Below are 17,422 nucleotides of genomic sequence, written 5' to 3' on the forward strand. Positions count from 1 at the left end.
GTGCAGCATATGATCCTTTAGGTGTTAAAAATGCGAAAAACCCACCTTCATCAGAGGTGGGTTTTTCGTTACCGGGCCGGGCTGCTCACTATCAACTAGCCAGCCAGAATGTCCAGGCCTCGGGCAAGGTCGCGTTGAATATCCTGCTGGCTCTCGAGACCTACCGCCACGCGAATCAGCCCTGGTGCAATACCCGCCGCTTCTTTCTGCGTATCGGATAAACGGCCATGGGTGGTTGTCGCAGGATGAGTAATGGTGGTTTTAACATCCCCCAAGTTGCCGGTGATAGAGAGCATGCGGGTCGCATCGATAACCTGCCACGCCCCCTCCTGACCACCCTTCGCTTCAAAACCCAATACGGCGCCAAACCCCTTTTGCTGCTGTTTGGCCAAGTCGTGCTGGGGGTGATTTTCCAGACCGCTATAGAAGACTTGGTTAACCGCCGGATGGGCATCTAGCCAGCGCGCCAGGGTCAAGGCGTTGTCACAGTGAGCATTCATACGCAGCGCCAGGGTTTCCAGACCCTTGGTAAAAATCCACGCATTGAAGGGGCTTAGGCAAGGCCCGCAGGTGCGCACCACGCCGAACACCTCTTCAAGCAGCGCATGGCTACCAACCACAGCGCCACCCACTGCACGGCCTTGGCCGTCCAGATACTTGGTCGCCGAGTGAATGACCAAATCAGCGCCTAGCGCCAGGGGCTGCTGAAGTGCCGGGGTGAGAAAGCAGTTATCTATCGCCAGTAGCGCGTTGTGACGCTTTGCCAGCGCAGCCAGGGCCGGTATATCAGCAATTTCTGAAAGCGGATTTGAGGGCGTTTCGGCAAACAGTAGTCGCGTTTTAGGGCCGATCGCCGCTTCCCAGGCTGAGACACTGGAAAGCTCCACGTAGCGCGTGGTAATACCCAGCTTGCCTAAGTACTTATCGAACAGGCTAACCGTAGACCCAAACAGCGACCGGGAAGCCACTATCTCGTCCCCCGCGGAAAGCAACGCCAGCGCGGTAGAGAGAATCGCTGACATACCCGAACTGGTGGCGACACAGCGCTCGCCGCCCTCAAGGGCCGCTAAGCGGCGCTCAAACGTATGCACCGTCGGGTTGGTAAAGCGCGAGTAAACGTTGCCCGGCTCCTGACCACCAAATTTACGCGCCGCTTCGGCAGCGCTTGCGTAAACAAAGCTTGAGGTCGGAAATATAGGCTCCGAGTGCTCCTGTTCAAAGGTGCGCTGATGGCCTGCACGGATCGCCAGCGTCTCAAGTGACCACTCATCCTGGGGATTGTCATCATGCATATGGCTGCTCTCCTAATCGTCCAGGTCGTCGTCCTGATTGTGCATATCGACCAGGGCATGGTCACCGGCGCTTTGATCCTTGGCAGAATCATTACGGCTAGCTTCCAAGGCGGCCAGGTAGGCGTCGTCGATATCGCCGGTCACGTAGTTGCCGTCAAACACCGAGCAATCAAACTCTTCCATCTCGGGATTCACTTCGCGGCAGGCCGCTTTTAGATCGTCCAGATTTTGATAGAAGATACGGTCGGCGCCGATTAGATCACCCACTTCCTCTTCGCTACGGCCATGAGCAATCAGTTCAGTCGCCGCAGGCATATCAATGCCATACACATTCGGGAAGCGAACCGGGGGCGCCGCCGAGGCAAAATAGACCTTGCGTGCACCTGCATCACGGGCCATTTGAATAATCTGCTTACAGGTGGTGCCGCGTACAATAGAGTCGTCCACTAGCAGCACGTTTTTACCTTTAAACTCAACGTCGATGGCGTTGAGTTTCTGGCGTACCGATTTTTTACGCTGGGTTTGCCCCGGCATAATAAAGGTGCGGCCAATATAGCGGTTCTTCATGAAGCCTTCGCGGTAGGTCACCCCAAGGTGCTGCGCCATTTCAAGGGCCGAGGTACGTGACGTATCAGGGATCGGAATCACCACGTCGATATCGTGATCCGGCCACTCGTTGAGAATGCGGTCGCCTAGTTTACGCCCCATCTGCATCCGGGTGCCGTATACATAGGCCCCGTCAAGCAGGGAATCAGGGCGCGCCAGGTAAACGTGCTCAAAAATGCACGAGCGCAGCTCAGGGCGATCAGCACATACTTGGGTGTGGATATTGCCCTCAATATCGACAAAAATAGCTTCCCCCGGCGATAGATCGCGCTCAAGCTCGAAACCGCCCACATCCAAGGCAACGGATTCAGAGGCGATCATGACCGCCTGCCCGTTCTCCTCTTCGCGAGTACCAAACACCACCGGACGAATGCCGAAGGGGTCACGGAACGCCACCATACCGAAGCCATTAATGATCGCCACGGCCGCATAACCACCCTTACAGCGACGGTGAACGCGACGTACGGCGTCGAAGATATCTTCTGCTTCCAGGTGTAACCCCTGCTTGCCCAGCTCGTGAGCAAAGACATTGAGCAGTACTTCAGAGTCGGAACTGGTATTGATATGGCGAAGGTCAGTTGAGAACAACTCCTGCTTCAACTGCTCGGAGTTGGTCAGGTTGCCATTATGCGCCAGGGCAATACCATAAGGAGAGTTAACATAGAACGGCTGCGACTCGGCTTCACTGGAAGAGCCTGCCGTTGGGTAACGCACGTGACCAATACCTAAGTTGCCTTTAAGGCGGGCCATATGGCGGGTATGAAATACATCACGGACCAAGCCGTTACTCTTGCGCAGTAGGAAGCGTCCCTCGCTCCATGTCATCATGCCGGCAGCGTCCTGGCCACGATGCTGAAGTACGGTCAGGGCATCGTAGATTCCCTGATTTACCGCCTGCTTGCCCAGAAGGCCCACTATACCGCACATTCACGTTACCTCGCTTAATGCCATGGCTTGCCTATCTCTAAGCAAGCCCGAACGTTCATAGAATCAACTTCACTAACAGGTCAATCACCTGTCGGGATAACTTCTCGCTCCGCCGAACCGGGCATGCGCAGTTCAGGCAGAGAAATATCGCGCAGCGACGATGGCGTCTCAGGCAGCTCACGATCCCATTGATCTAACTGACTCACCGCCCAATCGCGCAGTTGAATAAAGGTGGGCCGCAGCTCGGCCTGTTGCCAGGCCTGTAAGTCTGCCAGCGGCGTGAGGGTAATCAGCACGGTGGCAATTAACAAGATAACCGCCCCGCGGGCAACGCCAAAAGCGGCCCCGGCTACGCGGTTCAATAGCCCCATCCCCACCCACTCAATCGCCGCATGCACCAAGCGGATCACGATGCCGCAAAGCAAGATCACAGCAAAGATCACCAGTATAAAAGCGAGCACTAGGCGGGCGTCAAAGCTGTCGATGAATCCGCTCATTAGCTCGGCTACTGGCTCGGCGAGCACTCGTGCAACCATTAAGGCCACCACCCAGGCGGCCAACCCCAACGCTTCGCGAACAAACCCCCTGACGAACCCGGCCAGCATCGACAGCGCCAGCACAGCCAGGAAAATCGCATCAATCCATGTTAACGCCATGGTTTAATCTCTTACCCGTACAAGCAGGCCCTGCACATTGGCTCGCTGTTTAATCGAGGACATGGCGGCCTCCCCATCCTCAGAAGTGGCATACGGACCTACAAAGACGGTGGTCATATTGTTATCGCGCTCGCGCTGATAAACCGTAAAACCTTCACCTGATAGCTGTTCGCTTAAGCGCTGCGCATTAGCGGGCTCACCAAAGCTGCCGACTTGTACCGCCCACTCTCCCTGAGCACTGACGGAAGGGCTGGATGCGCTAGAAGAGGCGCCTTGTGATGAGTTTTGGGAAGCGCTGCTTTGTGACGCACTTTCAGCACTGGTTTGGACGCTGTCGCTATTGGTGGCAATCAGGTCAGCAATAGGATCGCTATTGGGCGTAGCCGGTGCCTCATCGGATCCGCTGGATCCCGCTTGATTAGAAGCCGTAATTTGATCGGTCTCCGGCAGCCGCGGGTCGGCGTCAATAGGCATATCGCCATCCTCCCCCACTTCGCTGGGCGTCGACGATAGCGACGGTTCACCAATGGTTGAAGGTCTTTCCGGTGCAGGAACGTCACGACGCTCCACTTCAACCGGCTGTTCGATCACAAAGCTCGGTTGGGGACGCTCTTCTCTAGGTGCAGGGTCACTCATTAGCCACGGCACAAAGATCGCCAATAGCGCGAGCAGAATCACAATACCGCTAATGCGTTCCGTTTTACCGTATTTCATTTCCGTCTCCATCAAGCGACGCAGCGCCTGTTGGCAGTGGCCGAGCTAGCAGTGCCGCTACTGTAAAGAACGACCCGGTAGCCAAGATACGATCATTAGGCGTTAACACCTTTGCCAGCCAATCGACGCCTGCTTGCGGCGAATCGGCGCTAAAATGCACCCGCCCTCCCTGAGCGATTATACGTTGCGACAACTCGCTTGCCTGGCAACCTCGCTCTCCGCTCAGCGACACGCACACCCAATCACTAATGCGAGACGCTAACGACTGTATGACACCGTCGATATCCTTATCATTCAACATACCGATAAGCCCCCACTGACGTCCTCCTGCTGGCGGTGGCGGCAAATGGCGAACGACATACTCAGCCGCGTGGGGATTATGCCCCACATCCAGACACCATGGCCCAATCCACTGTAACCGCCCGGCCAACTGCACCGAACCCAGCGCTGCTTGCACTCGCGACTCCTCTAACATAAGCCCGGCGAGCACTAGTGACTGTAAGGCGGTGGCAGCGTTGTCGATGGGCAGTCCAGGATCCGGGAGCTCGTCAAGAACAACGCTTAGACCATCCGCATCCTGGCCCTGCCAGCGCCATTGGTTAGGCTCAGCAGACTTCGCCTGATGGCTAAATTGCTGGCCCAAACTAAACGTAGGCGCCGCTAGCAATTGGGCGCATTCAGCGACACTGGAAGGTAGTGCCTGACTGCCTAATACCGCGGGTCGCTTGGCCCGAAAAATACCGGCTTTTTCACGCCCAATCTGGGCTAAATCGGTGCCTAAAAAGTTAGCGTGATCCTGAGCGATAGTGGTGACGATAGCCACATCCGCATCAATGATATTGACCGCATCAAGGCGGCCTCCGAGCCCTACCTCAAGCACCGCTAGATCAAGTTCCGCACTCGCCAGGCACCACAGGCCGCAAAGTGTACCCGCTTCAAAATAGGTCAGGCTGATTTCGCCACCCTGCAACCGCGCACGCTCGACCTGCTCAAAACCTTGTACCAGCAGTTGATCGTCGGCTTCCTGTCCAGCGATTTTTACGCGCTCGTTGTAGCGTAATAAATGGGGGGAAGTGTAGGTACCCACCCGCCAATCGTGGGCACGGGCAACGCTATCGATCATGGCAAGGGTTGAACCCTTGCCATTGGTTCCTGCTACCGTGATAACACGAGAAGCGATGGGGCTTGAGAAAAGCCCCATCCGCTCGGCCACTTGCGAAACCCGCTCCAGGCCCATATCAATCCCTACCGGATGCAGCGTTTCCAAATGCTGGAGCCACTGCTGCAAAGAGTAGAGCGGCAAAGACGTCTGTCGAGAGTCAGGCATTGCGTGAATGGTCATCACTCTTAGCGGCAGTGGTATCCTTATTAGACGCTTCGACCTTCTCAAACGTTACGTCAGCGGTTGCCGCTAAGGCCTCTTCCTCAACGATAGGCTCAACAACGTCAACATCATCAGGATTAGTCGAACTCACCGGTGTCGCTTCGTGATGCGTTAATTTACGCAGCACGCTACCCACGCGAGCGCGCATCTCATGGCGGTGCACGATCATATCGACGGTACCGTGTTCTAGCAGAAACTCGCTGCGCTGGAACCCTTCAGGCAAGGTTTCACGCACCGTTTGCTCGATAACCCTGGGGCCTGCAAAACCAATCAACGCATTGGGTTCAGCAATATTCAAGTCACCCAGCATGGCCAGTGAGGCCGAAACACCGCCAAAAACGGGATCCGTTAGTACCGAAATATACGGCACACCGGCTTGCTTGAGTTTTTCAAGCGCAGCTGAGGTCTTAGCCATCTGCATCAACGAGAAGAGTGCTTCCTGCATCCGCGCGCCACCGGAGGCAGCAAAGCACACCAGCGGGATATTCTGTTCCAGCGCCAGGGTAGCAGCACGAACAAATTTCTCGCCGACCACGGCCCCCATTGAACCACCCATAAAGGTGAACTCAAAGGCAACGGCGACTACCGGCAAACCGTCCAACTCACCGCGCATTGCGACCAGCGCATCTTTCTCGCCGGTGTCTTTCTGCGCCGCGGTTAGACGGTCTTTGTATTTTTTGGAGTCGCGGAACTTCAACCGATCATTGGGCTCGATTTCGGCCGCAATCTCCTCGCGTCCTGCTTTATCCAAGAACCAGTCCAAGCGTTTGCGTGCCGTCAAGCGCAGGTGATGATCGCACTTGGGGCATACGCTGTTATGTTTCTCTAGCTCAGGAAGGTAGAGAACCGCTTCGCACTTGGGACATTTACGCCAGAGGCCGTCGGGCACGCTAGCGCGACGGTCTTTACGCTGGATACGACCCATAGAGGGTACGATCTTGTCTAACCAGCTCATATCAAAAAGGCTTCCGTTATACGTCAACGCCCGGCAAAACCAGGCTTGATGAGTGTCGTGAATCTATTCAGTATAGGCGATAAAGCATGTTGCCTTAGGCATCCATCGCCGTACGCATCTCTGCTAATACAGTTTTCAACTGGCCCGCTATGGTTTCCGGCGCATCGACGCTTTCGGCGATGCGGTTAACCAAGGCGCTACCTACAATCACGCCATCGGCGACTTTAGCGACTTCGGCGGCTGTTACCCCGTCACGGATGCCGAAACCAACACATAGCGGTAAATCGGTCATTCCCCGCAGCGGTGCCAAGTGCTCGGCCACATCGGCTGCGTTCAGAGTGGCAGCACCGGTCACGCCTTTCAGCGAAACGTAGTAGAGGTAGCCTTCACCATGGGCGCATATTGTAGCGGCACGCTGATGTGAAGTGGTAGGCGCAACGAGAAAAATCGCGGCTAAATTGCGCGATTTCAGCAGAGGCCCGATCTCTTCGGCCTCTTCAGGCGGCATATCCACGATCAGCACACCGTCAACGCCCACGCTGGCCGCTTGATCGGCAAAATTTTCGTAGCCAATCCGCTCAATGGGATTCAAATACCCCATGAGCACCACCGGCGTTGTAGTATCGGTTTGGCGGAACTCTTTGACCATTTGCATAAGGTCAACTAGGCGTGTTCCCTGCTTCAAAGCACGCTCACAGGCTTTTTGAATTACCGGGCCATCAGCCATGGGGTCGGAAAACGGCACACCTAGTTCAATCACATCGGCCCCCGCTTCCACCAGTGCATGCATAAAGCCCACGGTGTACTGCGGCGCTGGATCCCCTGCGGTGATGTAAGGGATCAGGGCCTTGCGACCCTGCTGCTTAAGTTCACTGAAACGCTGATCAATACGGTTCATGCTCGCCCTTAAAATTCGATGCCATCAATCTTAGCAACTGTCATGATGTCTTTGTCGCCACGCCCTGAAAGGTTAACCACGATATGCTGGTCAGGTCGCATGGTAGGCGCCAACACCTTGGCATGGGCCAGCGCATGGGCTGACTCAAGGGCCGGCATAATCCCTTCCATGTGGGTCAACTCGCGAAACGCTTCGAGGACTTCTTTGTCGTTAGCCGCCACATAGGAGACCCGGCCTACGTCTTTCCAAAGCGCATGCTCCGGGCCGACGCCAGGATAATCCAGGCCAGCTGAAATGGAGTGGGTATCAGACACCTGCCCGGCTTCATCAGACATCAAGTAAGTCCGGTTGCCGTGCAACACACCGCGCGGCGCATTGGATGCCAGCGGCGCTGCGTGGCGGCCGGTTTCAACGCCATCGCCCCCCGCTTCCACGCCATACATAGCAACGCCGTCGTCTTCCACAAACGGGTAGAAAAGGCCAAGGGCGTTAGAGCCACCGCCTACGCAGGCAATCAGCGCATCGGGCAGGCGACCGATCTGCTCCAGCGACTGGCGGCGCGCTTCGCGCCCTACTACAGCGTTGAAATCACGCACTAGCAGCGGATAAGGGTGCGGGCCCGCGACAGTACCAATGATATAGAAGGTGTTATCAACGTTGGTGACCCAGTCACGCAGCGCCTCGTTCATGGCATCCTTGAGCGTGCGGGTTCCAGACTCCACCGGAATGACCCGCGCCCCCAACAGGCGCATACGATAAACATTCAGCTTTTGCCGCTGGACGTCTTCAGCCCCCATATAGACATCGCACTCAAGCCCAAGGCGAGCGGCGACGGTCGCCGAGGCGACGCCATGCTGGCCCGCCCCGGTTTCAGCGATAATCCGCGGCTTGCCGGTTTTTTTGGCCAGCAGTGCCTGACCAATGGTGTTGTTCACCTTGTGGGCGCCGGTATGGTTCAGGTCTTCCCGTTTCAACCAAATTTGCGCGCCGCCTAGACTCGCAGACCAACGCTTGGCGTGGTAGAGCGGCGACGGGCGCCCCACATAGTGGGCAAGATCGTAGTCAAACTCGGCCTGGAAATCAGGGTCATCGCGCAGGCTCAAGTAGGTTTTCTCTAACTCTTCCAACGCAAAGCTCAGGGTTTCTGACACAAAGCGACCGCCATAAGGGCCAAAATGACCGCGGGCATCCGGCATTCGGGTCAGATCGCTGAACTTGGTTTTGGGTGCAGGCGTCGCAGAAACAGTCACAGGGATACCTCACAAGATCGCCAGAACAGGCAAACAAAAAATGAATCGACGTAACACGTAGCTCGATAAAATACCCATAAGCAGTGCGTATAAATTACACACAAACCGGGCTCACATAAACGGATGCGGCGAACGCTAGCGGGCGTCAGCTAATGCCACCTGGCTGACGAAAGACGCCATCTTGTCGGCATCTTTACAGCCGTGGGAAGCTTCAATACCGCCGGATACATCCACGGCATAAGGCGCTACCTGACGCACAGCATCAGCAATGTTATCAGCACTCAACCCACCGGCGAGGATAACAGGTTTTGCAAGATTTGCGGGGATTCTCGACCAATCAAAGGTCTCCCCCGTGCCCCCTGGCGTTCCTGGGCGGTAAGCGTCCAATAACAATGCCTGGGCATGATGATAGCGCGCCGCCTCATGGGCAAGGTCTATCTCATCGCGCATACGCAGCGCCTTCATCCAGGGTAGCGCAAAGCGATGACACTCCTCGGGCGTTTCATTGCCGTGAAACTGAAGCATATCGAGATAGGGTAAGCACTGCTCAATGAGTTCAGCGGGCTGGTCAACAAACAACCCCACGCGGGTCACAAAGGCGGGTACGCGGGCCGAGAGCGCCGCCAACTGCTCTATATTGACGCTGCGAGCGCTTTTTGGCCACATCACAAACCCCAAGGCGTCCACACCAAGCGCCACGGCGCGCTCGATATCCTGCTCTTGGGTAAAACCACAGAACTTGATTCGGGTGCGGGTTAGTGGAGCAGACCTCATGACGACGCCTCCTGTTCAGGGGTGGCTGCCGGATGACGCAGTGAGCGATTCCGCCGATAGGCCACCCGTGGCGTATCAGGCAGCTCACGCTCTCCCGTCCATTCACCGGTAAATGAAAGCAGATGTGGCCCCAGCGGCTCCTTGGGCAGATCAAAGCGCTCATCGTAAACCGAATCCACAAAATGCAGACCACAGGCGGGTGCCGTAACGTCGCCTTTGCGGCGATTTTTGAGCGCCAGCAGTTCGCCGATATAGGCCTCACTCTTAGCACCACGCCCGACACTCACCAGCGCCCCGGCAATGTTGCGAATCATATGGTGCAAAAACGCATTGCCTTGGATGTCGATCATTACCAACTGGCCATAGCGTTTTACGTCCACAAAATGCATATGCCGCCAGGGGGTTTTGGATTGACAGCCAGCGGCGCGGAAGCTGGAAAAATCGTGCTCCCCTACCAGTGACTGGGCGGCCCTGTGCATGGCATCGGCGTCTAAGGGGTCACGGCACCAGGTCACATTGGCCCGCTCCAGTACCGGGCGGCTTATCTGATTCAGCAGCACGTAGCGGTAGCGGCGCCCCAGGGCACACAGGCGTGAATGGAAGTCATCGCCTACTGGCTTCACCCAACGCACGGCGATATCGCGGGGCAACTGGGTATTAGCGCCAAAGATCCAGGCTTTTTCAGAGCGCCCCACCGGCGGGTCAAAATGCACGATCTGGCGCGTCGCATGCACACCCGAATCAGTGCGCCCACTGGCACTCACCTGGATGGGCTCATTGGCTACCTTGGACAGCGCATTTTCTAACGATGCCTGTACCGATGCGGCGTGGTTTAAGCGCTGAAAACCGCAGTAGCGGGTACCATCGTATTCGACCCCCATTGCCAGGCGGCCGGTAAGCGGAATTTTCTCATCGAAGTGATAGAACAGCGTCATAAAGCCACATCATGTTGAAGATTTTGAAGGATCGCTATTATCCAGCCCTCGGGGCTTGAATGCTACCTCTTCAATTTCCCACTCCTCCTCAATTGGCCGTCGCGGCTGTTTAGCCGGTGACACCGATGCTCCTTGCGGCTCACTGGGGAACTCTACCGTGGGCTGCATGGGGGTCTCGAGGCGCAGTCCCTCATCGCTACTTGAAGCGCTGTTTAAAATCGGTGGGCGGTAATCGATAAAGCGATGACCTGAATCCTTAGCTAATCCAACTGGTTTTTCGGCTTTTTGCCCGTCTGTATCAGTCAGTCGACCAGACGCAGGCAAACCGGCCTCAAGAGAAGCCAGCAGTTGGTGAACGGCATTCGGCGGCGGAGCCAATGAAACGTTTTCAGCGCGCGCAACGGGAACAACTGTAAGCCCTAGCCGCCGCTGACGCCCCTGCTCAGCGAGCCCCGATGCCTGGCTTTTTTCATAGCCAAGCGTCTCTTCTTGAGATGGCTCCGGTACTTGATTATCGAGCAGCCACTGATCGGTATCCACTGCTGACACGGTGTTAGTGGGGGGAGCACCGGTCTCAGCACTGGGCTCTGGTTTCGCGGGCCCTAGCTGTTCTGGTTTAGGTCTTTCTGGCTCAGGCTCGGATTCGTTTTGAGACGCTGTCGACCGACCGCTGTCGTGGCGCGGCTCCTCAACGTCATCTTTATGATGGGAGGGCGCTGGGGAAGTGACGGAAACAGCCTCTCGCATAGGCGGCGCCTTGGGGGCTGCACGGGGCGAAACCGCTGGCTTCACTACTGGCTCTGCAAGCGGAATCTCTTCCCAGGTTTCTTCACGACGCTTACGTAGCCATACCAACAGCCCAACTAACAGTACGATGGCCCCCAGTGCCAACGGCCACTGGTAGCGCTCGATCACAGCAGCCACACCTGGGCTGCCCGTCTCGGCCATGCTGGCAGCAAGTGGCCCAGAGGATTGCTCTTGAGCAGACTGCTCTTGGGCAGCTAGTGCGCCGCTTAACGCCTGCGTTAGCGAGGCAACTTCACCACGCAGCTCGTTAAGCTCTGCGTGCATCAATTCACGCTCTTCGAGCACCTGTTGAAGTGTCGATTGGCTGTGGCGCAGTTGCGCGGTCAGCTCAGTACGGCTGAGCACTTCAGGCGCGTTGGTAACGGCTTCAACCGTTGTTTGATCAATGGGTTCTGGCCCACCTGTTCCTGGCTCATCCGTCTCAAGCACGCTCGAGTCAACCGCGACAGCTTCCGAACCCCCTGCGGCAAGCGCACTATTTGAGTGAGTAAGTGCATTAGCGTGTAGCGTTTGAGCGGTGGCTATTGCGGTATCAGCCACAGGTGCAGGCTCAACCTCTGGTGGCGACACAGCCTGTAACGCGCCATTGCGGCGCGACCGCCAGGCTTCGTTCATCGCCTTGATGGCAGCATCGGCATCGTCATGGGAGCGCGCCAGAATACGTTCAGCATCCGGTATGCGCAGCGTTTGTCCTGCACGCATGTCATTTATATTGCCCGAAGGAAAGGCGTCAGGGTTGGCCTCCAGCAGCGCGACCATCATCTGCTGAACGCTTACTTCGCCGGGCTTGATACGCTCGGCAACGCTCCATAGGGTATCCCCACTACCCACGTAAGTGCTGTTTGCATTACGTGAAGCACGGCTGTTGATACCAGACGGCTCAGTCGTCGTTGATTGGGTGGTGGCTGCATGCAACGCTATCGGCACGGCGGTTTGCAACTGACTCTGGTTTAAAGCGCCATGCTGAGAATAGTTCTGAGAAGGGCCCTGTTGAGAAGGGCCCAGTTGAGAGTAACCCTGGGGATCAAACAGCAAGGTCACGTCACGCGTCTGTTGGCCACCGGGATACTCCAGAGTGAATAACAGCTCCAGCCAAGGCTCTTCCATGGACTGTCCTGAGCTCAAGCGCACCTGGCGACGCCCCTGCTGCTCTTCAACCTGAACGCGAACGCTGTCTGCTAATGGCGTCCACTCAAGACCAGCGGCGGCAAATGCTGACGGCTCAGCTACGCTGACACGAATGTCATCGAGAGCGTAATCACTACTTTCAAGTAGAGGGATCGAGGCATCTAACGGCGCATTTAAATACGAGCTGACACTCGCCGGGCCCAAGCCAATGGCCAGTGCAATAGGGCTCACTGTGCTCAACGAGAGCCATGCCATCCATGTCACTGTTTTTTTCATGCATGCCCCCTGATCGCTCACTTACTTTTAACGACTGATGCCAGATTATTGTATTACGTCGTTTTTATTATAACTTAACGAAATAGTGACACTATTCGCACTATCGTGATGACTGGCCGCATAAAAAACGGGGAGCTGCGAACAGCTCCCCGTTTTGACTGGCGGACTACAAGACGTAGTACAAGTAACAATTACTGTTCGCGCAGAATCTTCAGCATCCGCTTGAGCGGCTCTGCGGCGCCCCACAGCAACTGGTCACCCACGCTAAAGGCTGAGAGATATTCTCCGCCCATTTGCAGCTTACGCAGACGGCCAACCGGCACTTGCAGCGTACCAGTGGCGGCCGCAGGCGTTAGGCCAGCGATGGTGGCGTCTTTATCGTTAGGAATCAGCTTGACCCACTCGTTGTGCTTGGCGATACGATCTTCGATCTCATCCAGTGGTACATCGCGCTTTAGCTTGATCGTAAACGCCTGGCTGTGCGAGCGCATCGCACCGATACGCACACATAGGCCATCAATGGGGATCGGGTTATTGTCGAGGCCAAGAATCTTGTTGGTCTCAACGCTGCCCTTCCACTCTTCGCGGCTCTGGCCATTCTCTAACTTGGTATCGATCCACGGCAGCAGACTACCCGCCAGCGGTGCGGCAAAGTTATCGGTCGGGAAGTCGCCGCTGCGCATGGCCGCCGTTACTTTACGGTCGATATCCAGAATCGCGCTAGACGGATCTTTTAACTCTTCGCCGACGCTGTCGCGCAGTGTACCCATTTGGTTGAGCAACTCGCGCATATGCTTAGCGCCAGAGCCTGAAGCCGCCTGATAGGTCATGGAAGTCATCCACTCGACCATATCGGCTTCGAATAGACCACCCAATCCCATCAACATCAGGCTTACGGTGCAGTTGCCGCCTACAAAGGTTTTAGCGCCTTTGGCTAGCTGATCGTCGATGACCCCGCGGTTGACCGGATCCAGCACGATTGTTGCTTCATCTTCCATGCGCAGCGTGCTGGCGGCGTCGATCCAGTAGCCTTTCCAGCCTGCATTGCGAAGATCTTTATAGACGGGCTTGGTGTAGTCACCGCCCTGACAGGTGACAACAACATCCAACGCTTTGAGCGCTTCAATATCAAAGGCGTCTTTTAGCGGAGGCACGTCTACACCGATGTCGGGGCCGGGCTGGCCTACCTGGGAGGTGGTGAAGAACACCGGCTCGATGCCGTTGAAATCACCATCTTCCTGCATGCGCTGCATCAGCACTGAACCCACCATGCCGCGCCATCCCACGAAACCGACTTTCAACATATGAAGTCCTCCTGCAAAGAATGAGTCTGTCTATTATACACACTTCTTTACGGTGATTTTGAAACCAGGAGATAGGTTAAGGGCTATCCCTGCGACAGGCCTATGAGGGGGCGCTGTGAACCCATCCCTGGGCGCTACATTTGCCATCCATGGCAAATGACCCCCTCTACGGCCTGCCCCAGGCGCCCTTAACGCAGACGCATTGCCAATACTTTACTGCTTAGCAAACGCCGCCAGTACCGCATCGCCCATAGCATCGGTGCCGATGGTTTGCATGCCTTCTGACGCAATATCAGCAGTACGCAGGCCATCATCCAATACGCTGCCCACGGCGGCTTCAATGCGCTCCGCCATGGCATTCTCGTTCAGCGAGTAGCGTAGCATCATGGCCACAGAGAGCATCATCGCCAAGGGGTTAGCCACATTCTGACCGGCGATATCCGGCGCGCTGCCGTGGCAAGGCTCGTACATGCCCTGCCCGCTCTCGTTTAGTGAAGCAGATGGCAGCATACCGATAGAGCCGGTGAGCATCGCGGCGGCATCGGACAGAATATCGCCAAACATATTGCCAGTGACCACCACGTCAAACTGCTTAGGCGCGCGCACCAACTGCATGGCGGCGTTATCCACGTACATATGGGAAAGTTCAACATCCGGATACTCCGGCGCCAAACGCTCCATCACTTCCCGCCACAAAATGGTAACTTCCAGCACGTTGGCTTTATCTACCGAGCAGAGCTTTTTGCCACGCTTCTGGGCCATTTCAAAGGCAACGCGGCCAATGCGCTCAATTTCGCTCTCGGAGTAGATATAGGTATTAAAACCCACGCGCTCGCCGTTGCGCTCTTCAATACCCCGTGGCTGGCCGAAGTAGATACCGCCAGTGAGCTCGCGGACAATCATAATATCCAAACCCGCTACCAGCTCAGGCTTGAGGCTGGAGGCGCTGGCCAACTGCGGGTAGAGCATTGCCGGGCGCAGATTGCCGAACAGGCCTAGATTCTTACGCAGGCCCAGTAGCCCTTTTTCGGGGCGTTTGGAGAGGTCTTCGATTTTGTCCCACTTTGGGCCACCCACCGCAGCGAGCAAAATAGCGCTGGCGGCTTTGGCTTTTGCGAGGGTTTCCGCAGGCAGCGGCTCGCCGTGGACATCAAACGCAGAGCCGCCCACCAGCGCCTCTTCTACTTCAATATCTAAGCCCGCTTCCTGGCACGCCTTCAACAAGCGTGCCGCCTGGGCGGCAATCTCGGGGCCAATACCATCACCCGGCAGCAATAAAACCTTATGCGTCATGCTGAATCCTTAACGTGTTAAAGAGCGACGTTGGCCGCTTGGCGCATTGCAATGGGGTTGCAACGCGCTATCAAACTTACTGTGAGAACTGAAAACCCTTTAGGCTGACTGACGGAACAGCCAGGGGCGTGCGGCTTTATGCTTCTGCTCAAACGCACGAATGGCGTCTTCATCTTTTAGCGTCAGGCCGATATCGTCCAACCCTTCCAGCAAACAGTGCTTGCGAAACTCATCCACTTCAAACTCTAAAATCTCGCCGCTCGGGGTAATGACCCGCTGGTTCTCCAAGTCCACATCCAACTGGTAGCCTTCATTAGCTTCTACCTCGGCAAACAGTCTATCGATCACATCTTCTGGGAAGGTAATCAGCAGAATGCCGTTCTTGAATGAGTTGTTATAGAAAATATCGGCAAAGCTAGGCGCAATCACTACCTTAAAGCCAAAATCTTCCAGCGCCCAAGGCGCGTGCTCGCGGGAGCTACCACAGCCAAAGTTGCGCCGCGCCAGCAGCACTTCAGAACCTTTGAAGCGCGGCTGATTCAAGACAAAATCAGGATTGAGGGGGCGCTGCGAGCAATCCTGCCCCGGCTGGCCTTCATCCAGGTAACGCAGTTCATCAAACAGATTAACGCCAAAACCGGTGCGCTTGATTGATTTCAAAAACTGCTTCGGGATAATCAAATCGGTATCGACGTTGGCGCGGTCAAGAGGCGCAACCACGCCCTCAAAACGTTCAAATTTTTTCATGGCTTAGGCCTCCTGAGCGTGAGTGGCGTCGTTAGCAGGCAAGCTGCGGACATCGACAAAGTGACCGGCAATCGCTGCTGCCGCTGCCATGGCCGGGCTGACCAGGTGCGTGCGGCCACCGTAGCCTTGGCGCCCTTCGAAGTTGCGGTTAGAGGTAGAGGCGCAGTGCTCACCGGCACCCAACTTATCCGCATTCATGGCCAAACACATGGAGCAGCCCGGCTCGCGCCACTCAAAACCCGCGTCAATAAAGATCTTATCCAAACCTTCCGCTTCCGCTTGGCGCTTCACCAAGCCGGAGCCCGGCACTACCATGGCCAGTTTGATAGAGTTAGCGACTTTTTTGCCCTTGGCCACTTTGGCGGCTTCGCGCAGGTCTTCGATACGCGAGTTAGTGCAGGAGCCGATAAAAATCTTATCCAGCTTAATGTCGGTAATTTTCTGGTTGGGCTGAAGGCCCATATACTCCAGCGCACGGGTGTGACTGCGCTGCACGGTTTCATCCAGCGCGGCCTGCGGATCAGGTACTTGGCCGGAAATACCGGTGACCATTTCCGGGCTGGTACCCCAGCTCACCTGTGGCTCGATCTCTTCAGCCTGCAAAGTAACCACTTTATCGAACGGCGCATCGTCATCAGAGACCAGATTGCGCCAATCGGCTACTGCGGCTTCCCACTGTTCTGCGGTCGGCGCAAAGGGGCGCTTACCAAGATAATCGATAGTGGTGTCGTCTACGGCGATCAGACCGACCCGTGCGCCCGCCTCAATGGCCATATTGCACACGGTCATGCGCCCTTCCATAGAGAGCGAGGCAATGGCACTTCCGGCAAACTCAATGGCGTAGCCGGTGCCGCCTGCGGTGCCAATTTTGCCGATAATCGCCAGCACTACGTCTTTGGCAGTCACGCCCAGGCCTAATTCGCCCTCCACGCGCACCTGCATATTCTTCATTTTTTGCGCCAGCAAGCACTGGGTCGCCATCACGTGCTCGACTTCAGAAGTGCCGATACCGTGAGCCAAGGCACCAAAGGCACCATGAGTCGCAGTATGGGAGTCGCCGCACACTACAGTCATACCCGGCAGCGTTGCGCCCTGCTCTGGGCCAACCACGTGCACGATGCCCTGGCGAGGGTCGTTGATTTTGAACTCTTCGATGCCGTACTCAAGGCAGTTGTCGTCCAGGGTTTGTACCTGAATCAGTGACACCGGGTCTTTAATCCCGCTGTTGCCCTCGGCCCGCTCTTTAATGGTCGTAGGCACGTTATGGTCAGGCGTGGCCAAATTGGCATCCAAACGCCACGGCTTGCGGTTGGCTAAACGCAGCCCTTCAAACGCCTGGGGGGAAGTCACTTCGTGAAGCAACTGGCGGTCGATGTAGATCAACGCTGTGCCGTCATCGCGCTGCTTTACCAAGTGTTGATTCCAAAGCTTGTCGTAAAGGGTTTGGCCTGACATGTGACTCTCCTGGGCAGTGCC

General features: G+C 56.2%; 15 protein-coding genes. All 15 read right to left on the bottom strand.

Features of this window, described 5'->3' with window-relative positions; all coding sequences use genetic code 11:
• Positions 1-95 precede the first annotated feature (95 nt).
• Complete coding sequence (locus tag ACFIOZ_RS12075; protein ID WP_386077910.1) at positions 96-1,292, bottom strand: O-succinylhomoserine sulfhydrylase; 1,197 nt, start codon at positions 1,290-1,292, stop codon at positions 96-98.
• Positions 1,293-1,304: 12 nt separating this feature from the next.
• Positions 1,305-2,825 (bottom strand): amidophosphoribosyltransferase, encoded by a 1,521-nt coding sequence (gene purF / locus ACFIOZ_RS12080; protein ID WP_386077912.1) that lies wholly within the window; start codon positions 2,823-2,825, stop codon positions 1,305-1,307.
• An 80-nt stretch (positions 2,826-2,905) separates the two neighbouring features.
• Positions 2,906-3,481, bottom strand: coding sequence for a CvpA family protein (locus tag ACFIOZ_RS12085; protein ID WP_386077915.1), 576 nt, complete (start codon positions 3,479-3,481; stop codon positions 2,906-2,908).
• Between the two features lie 3 nt (positions 3,482-3,484).
• The gene (locus tag ACFIOZ_RS12090; protein WP_386077918.1) at positions 3,485-4,195 is read right to left on the bottom strand and encodes an SPOR domain-containing protein; all 711 of its coding nucleotides are present in this window, start codon (positions 4,193-4,195) and stop codon (positions 3,485-3,487) included.
• A complete protein-coding gene (folC, locus tag ACFIOZ_RS12095) occupies positions 4,182-5,537 on the bottom strand; it encodes a bifunctional tetrahydrofolate synthase/dihydrofolate synthase (RefSeq protein ID WP_386077920.1) in 1,356 nt (451 codons plus the stop codon). Before folC ends, ACFIOZ_RS12090 begins: the two co-directional genes overlap by 14 nt.
• Positions 5,515-6,534 (bottom strand): acetyl-CoA carboxylase, carboxyltransferase subunit beta, encoded by a 1,020-nt coding sequence (gene accD / locus ACFIOZ_RS12100; protein ID WP_386077922.1) that lies wholly within the window; start codon positions 6,532-6,534, stop codon positions 5,515-5,517. The genes folC and accD overlap by 23 nt, the downstream gene beginning before the upstream one ends.
• 94 nt (positions 6,535-6,628) lie before the next feature.
• Positions 6,629-7,432 carry a tryptophan synthase subunit alpha gene (gene trpA, locus ACFIOZ_RS12105; protein WP_386077924.1) on the bottom strand — a complete coding sequence of 268 codons (804 nt, stop codon included), beginning with the start codon at positions 7,430-7,432 and terminating at the stop codon, positions 6,629-6,631.
• A gap of 8 nt (positions 7,433-7,440) precedes the next feature.
• Positions 7,441-8,628 (bottom strand): tryptophan synthase subunit beta, encoded by a 1,188-nt coding sequence (gene trpB, locus ACFIOZ_RS12110; protein ID WP_170938529.1) that lies wholly within the window; start codon positions 8,626-8,628, stop codon positions 7,441-7,443.
• 189 nt (positions 8,629-8,817) lie between these two features.
• Positions 8,818-9,456, bottom strand: coding sequence for a phosphoribosylanthranilate isomerase (locus tag ACFIOZ_RS12115; RefSeq protein WP_386077926.1), 639 nt, complete (start codon positions 9,454-9,456; stop codon positions 8,818-8,820).
• Positions 9,453-10,391 carry a tRNA pseudouridine(38-40) synthase TruA gene (gene truA / locus ACFIOZ_RS12120; RefSeq protein WP_386077928.1) on the bottom strand — a complete coding sequence of 313 codons (939 nt, stop codon included), beginning with the start codon at positions 10,389-10,391 and terminating at the stop codon, positions 9,453-9,455. Before truA ends, ACFIOZ_RS12115 begins: the two co-directional genes overlap by 4 nt.
• A gap of 9 nt (positions 10,392-10,400) precedes the next feature.
• The gene (locus ACFIOZ_RS12125; protein ID WP_386077931.1) at positions 10,401-12,602 is read right to left on the bottom strand and encodes a FimV family protein; all 2,202 of its coding nucleotides are present in this window, start codon (positions 12,600-12,602) and stop codon (positions 10,401-10,403) included.
• 191 nt (positions 12,603-12,793) lie between these two features.
• Complete coding sequence (gene asd / locus ACFIOZ_RS12130; RefSeq protein WP_386077934.1) at positions 12,794-13,906, bottom strand: aspartate-semialdehyde dehydrogenase; 1,113 nt, start codon at positions 13,904-13,906, stop codon at positions 12,794-12,796.
• 213 nt (positions 13,907-14,119) lie between these two features.
• Entirely contained in the window at positions 14,120-15,199 is a 1,080-nt protein-coding gene (leuB, locus tag ACFIOZ_RS12135; protein WP_386077937.1) for a 3-isopropylmalate dehydrogenase, read from the bottom strand.
• Positions 15,200-15,298: 99 nt separating this feature from the next.
• Positions 15,299-15,946 carry a 3-isopropylmalate dehydratase small subunit gene (leuD, locus tag ACFIOZ_RS12140; RefSeq protein ID WP_386077940.1) on the bottom strand — a complete coding sequence of 216 codons (648 nt, stop codon included), beginning with the start codon at positions 15,944-15,946 and terminating at the stop codon, positions 15,299-15,301.
• Between the two features lie 3 nt (positions 15,947-15,949).
• Complete coding sequence (gene leuC, locus ACFIOZ_RS12145) at positions 15,950-17,401, bottom strand: 3-isopropylmalate dehydratase large subunit (RefSeq protein WP_386077943.1); 1,452 nt, start codon at positions 17,399-17,401, stop codon at positions 15,950-15,952.
• Between the last annotated feature and the right edge of the window lie 21 nt (positions 17,402-17,422).

Source organism: Vreelandella sp. F11 (genome assembly GCF_042466685.1).
In the GTDB taxonomy this organism is placed as follows: domain Bacteria; phylum Pseudomonadota; class Gammaproteobacteria; order Pseudomonadales; family Halomonadaceae; genus Vreelandella.

Coding starts and splice junctions, on each gene's coding strand:
- ACFIOZ_RS12075 (WP_386077910.1), bottom strand. CDS start 1,292: ATGCATGATGACAATCCCCAGGATGAGTGGTCACTTGAGACGCTGGCG.
- purF (WP_386077912.1), bottom strand. CDS start 2,825: ATGTGCGGTATAGTGGGCCTTCTGGGCAAGCAGGCGGTAAATCAGGGA.
- ACFIOZ_RS12085 (WP_386077915.1), bottom strand. CDS start 3,481: ATGGCGTTAACATGGATTGATGCGATTTTCCTGGCTGTGCTGGCGCTG.
- ACFIOZ_RS12090 (WP_386077918.1), bottom strand. CDS start 4,195: ATGAAATACGGTAAAACGGAACGCATTAGCGGTATTGTGATTCTGCTC.
- folC (WP_386077920.1), bottom strand. CDS start 5,537: ATGACCATTCACGCAATGCCTGACTCTCGACAGACGTCTTTGCCGCTC.
- accD (WP_386077922.1), bottom strand. CDS start 6,534: ATGAGCTGGTTAGACAAGATCGTACCCTCTATGGGTCGTATCCAGCGT.
- trpA (WP_386077924.1), bottom strand. CDS start 7,432: ATGAACCGTATTGATCAGCGTTTCAGTGAACTTAAGCAGCAGGGTCGC.
- trpB (WP_170938529.1), bottom strand. CDS start 8,628: ATGCCGGATGCCCGCGGTCATTTTGGCCCTTATGGCGGTCGCTTTGTG.
- ACFIOZ_RS12115 (WP_386077926.1), bottom strand. CDS start 9,456: ATGAGGTCTGCTCCACTAACCCGCACCCGAATCAAGTTCTGTGGTTTT.
- truA (WP_386077928.1), bottom strand. CDS start 10,391: ATGACGCTGTTCTATCACTTCGATGAGAAAATTCCGCTTACCGGCCGC.
- ACFIOZ_RS12125 (WP_386077931.1), bottom strand. CDS start 12,602: ATGAAAAAAACAGTGACATGGATGGCATGGCTCTCGTTGAGCACAGTG.
- asd (WP_386077934.1), bottom strand. CDS start 13,906: ATGTTGAAAGTCGGTTTCGTGGGATGGCGCGGCATGGTGGGTTCAGTG.
- leuB (WP_386077937.1), bottom strand. CDS start 15,199: ATGACGCATAAGGTTTTATTGCTGCCGGGTGATGGTATTGGCCCCGAG.
- leuD (WP_386077940.1), bottom strand. CDS start 15,946: ATGAAAAAATTTGAACGTTTTGAGGGCGTGGTTGCGCCTCTTGACCGC.
- leuC (WP_386077943.1), bottom strand. CDS start 17,401: ATGTCAGGCCAAACCCTTTACGACAAGCTTTGGAATCAACACTTGGTA.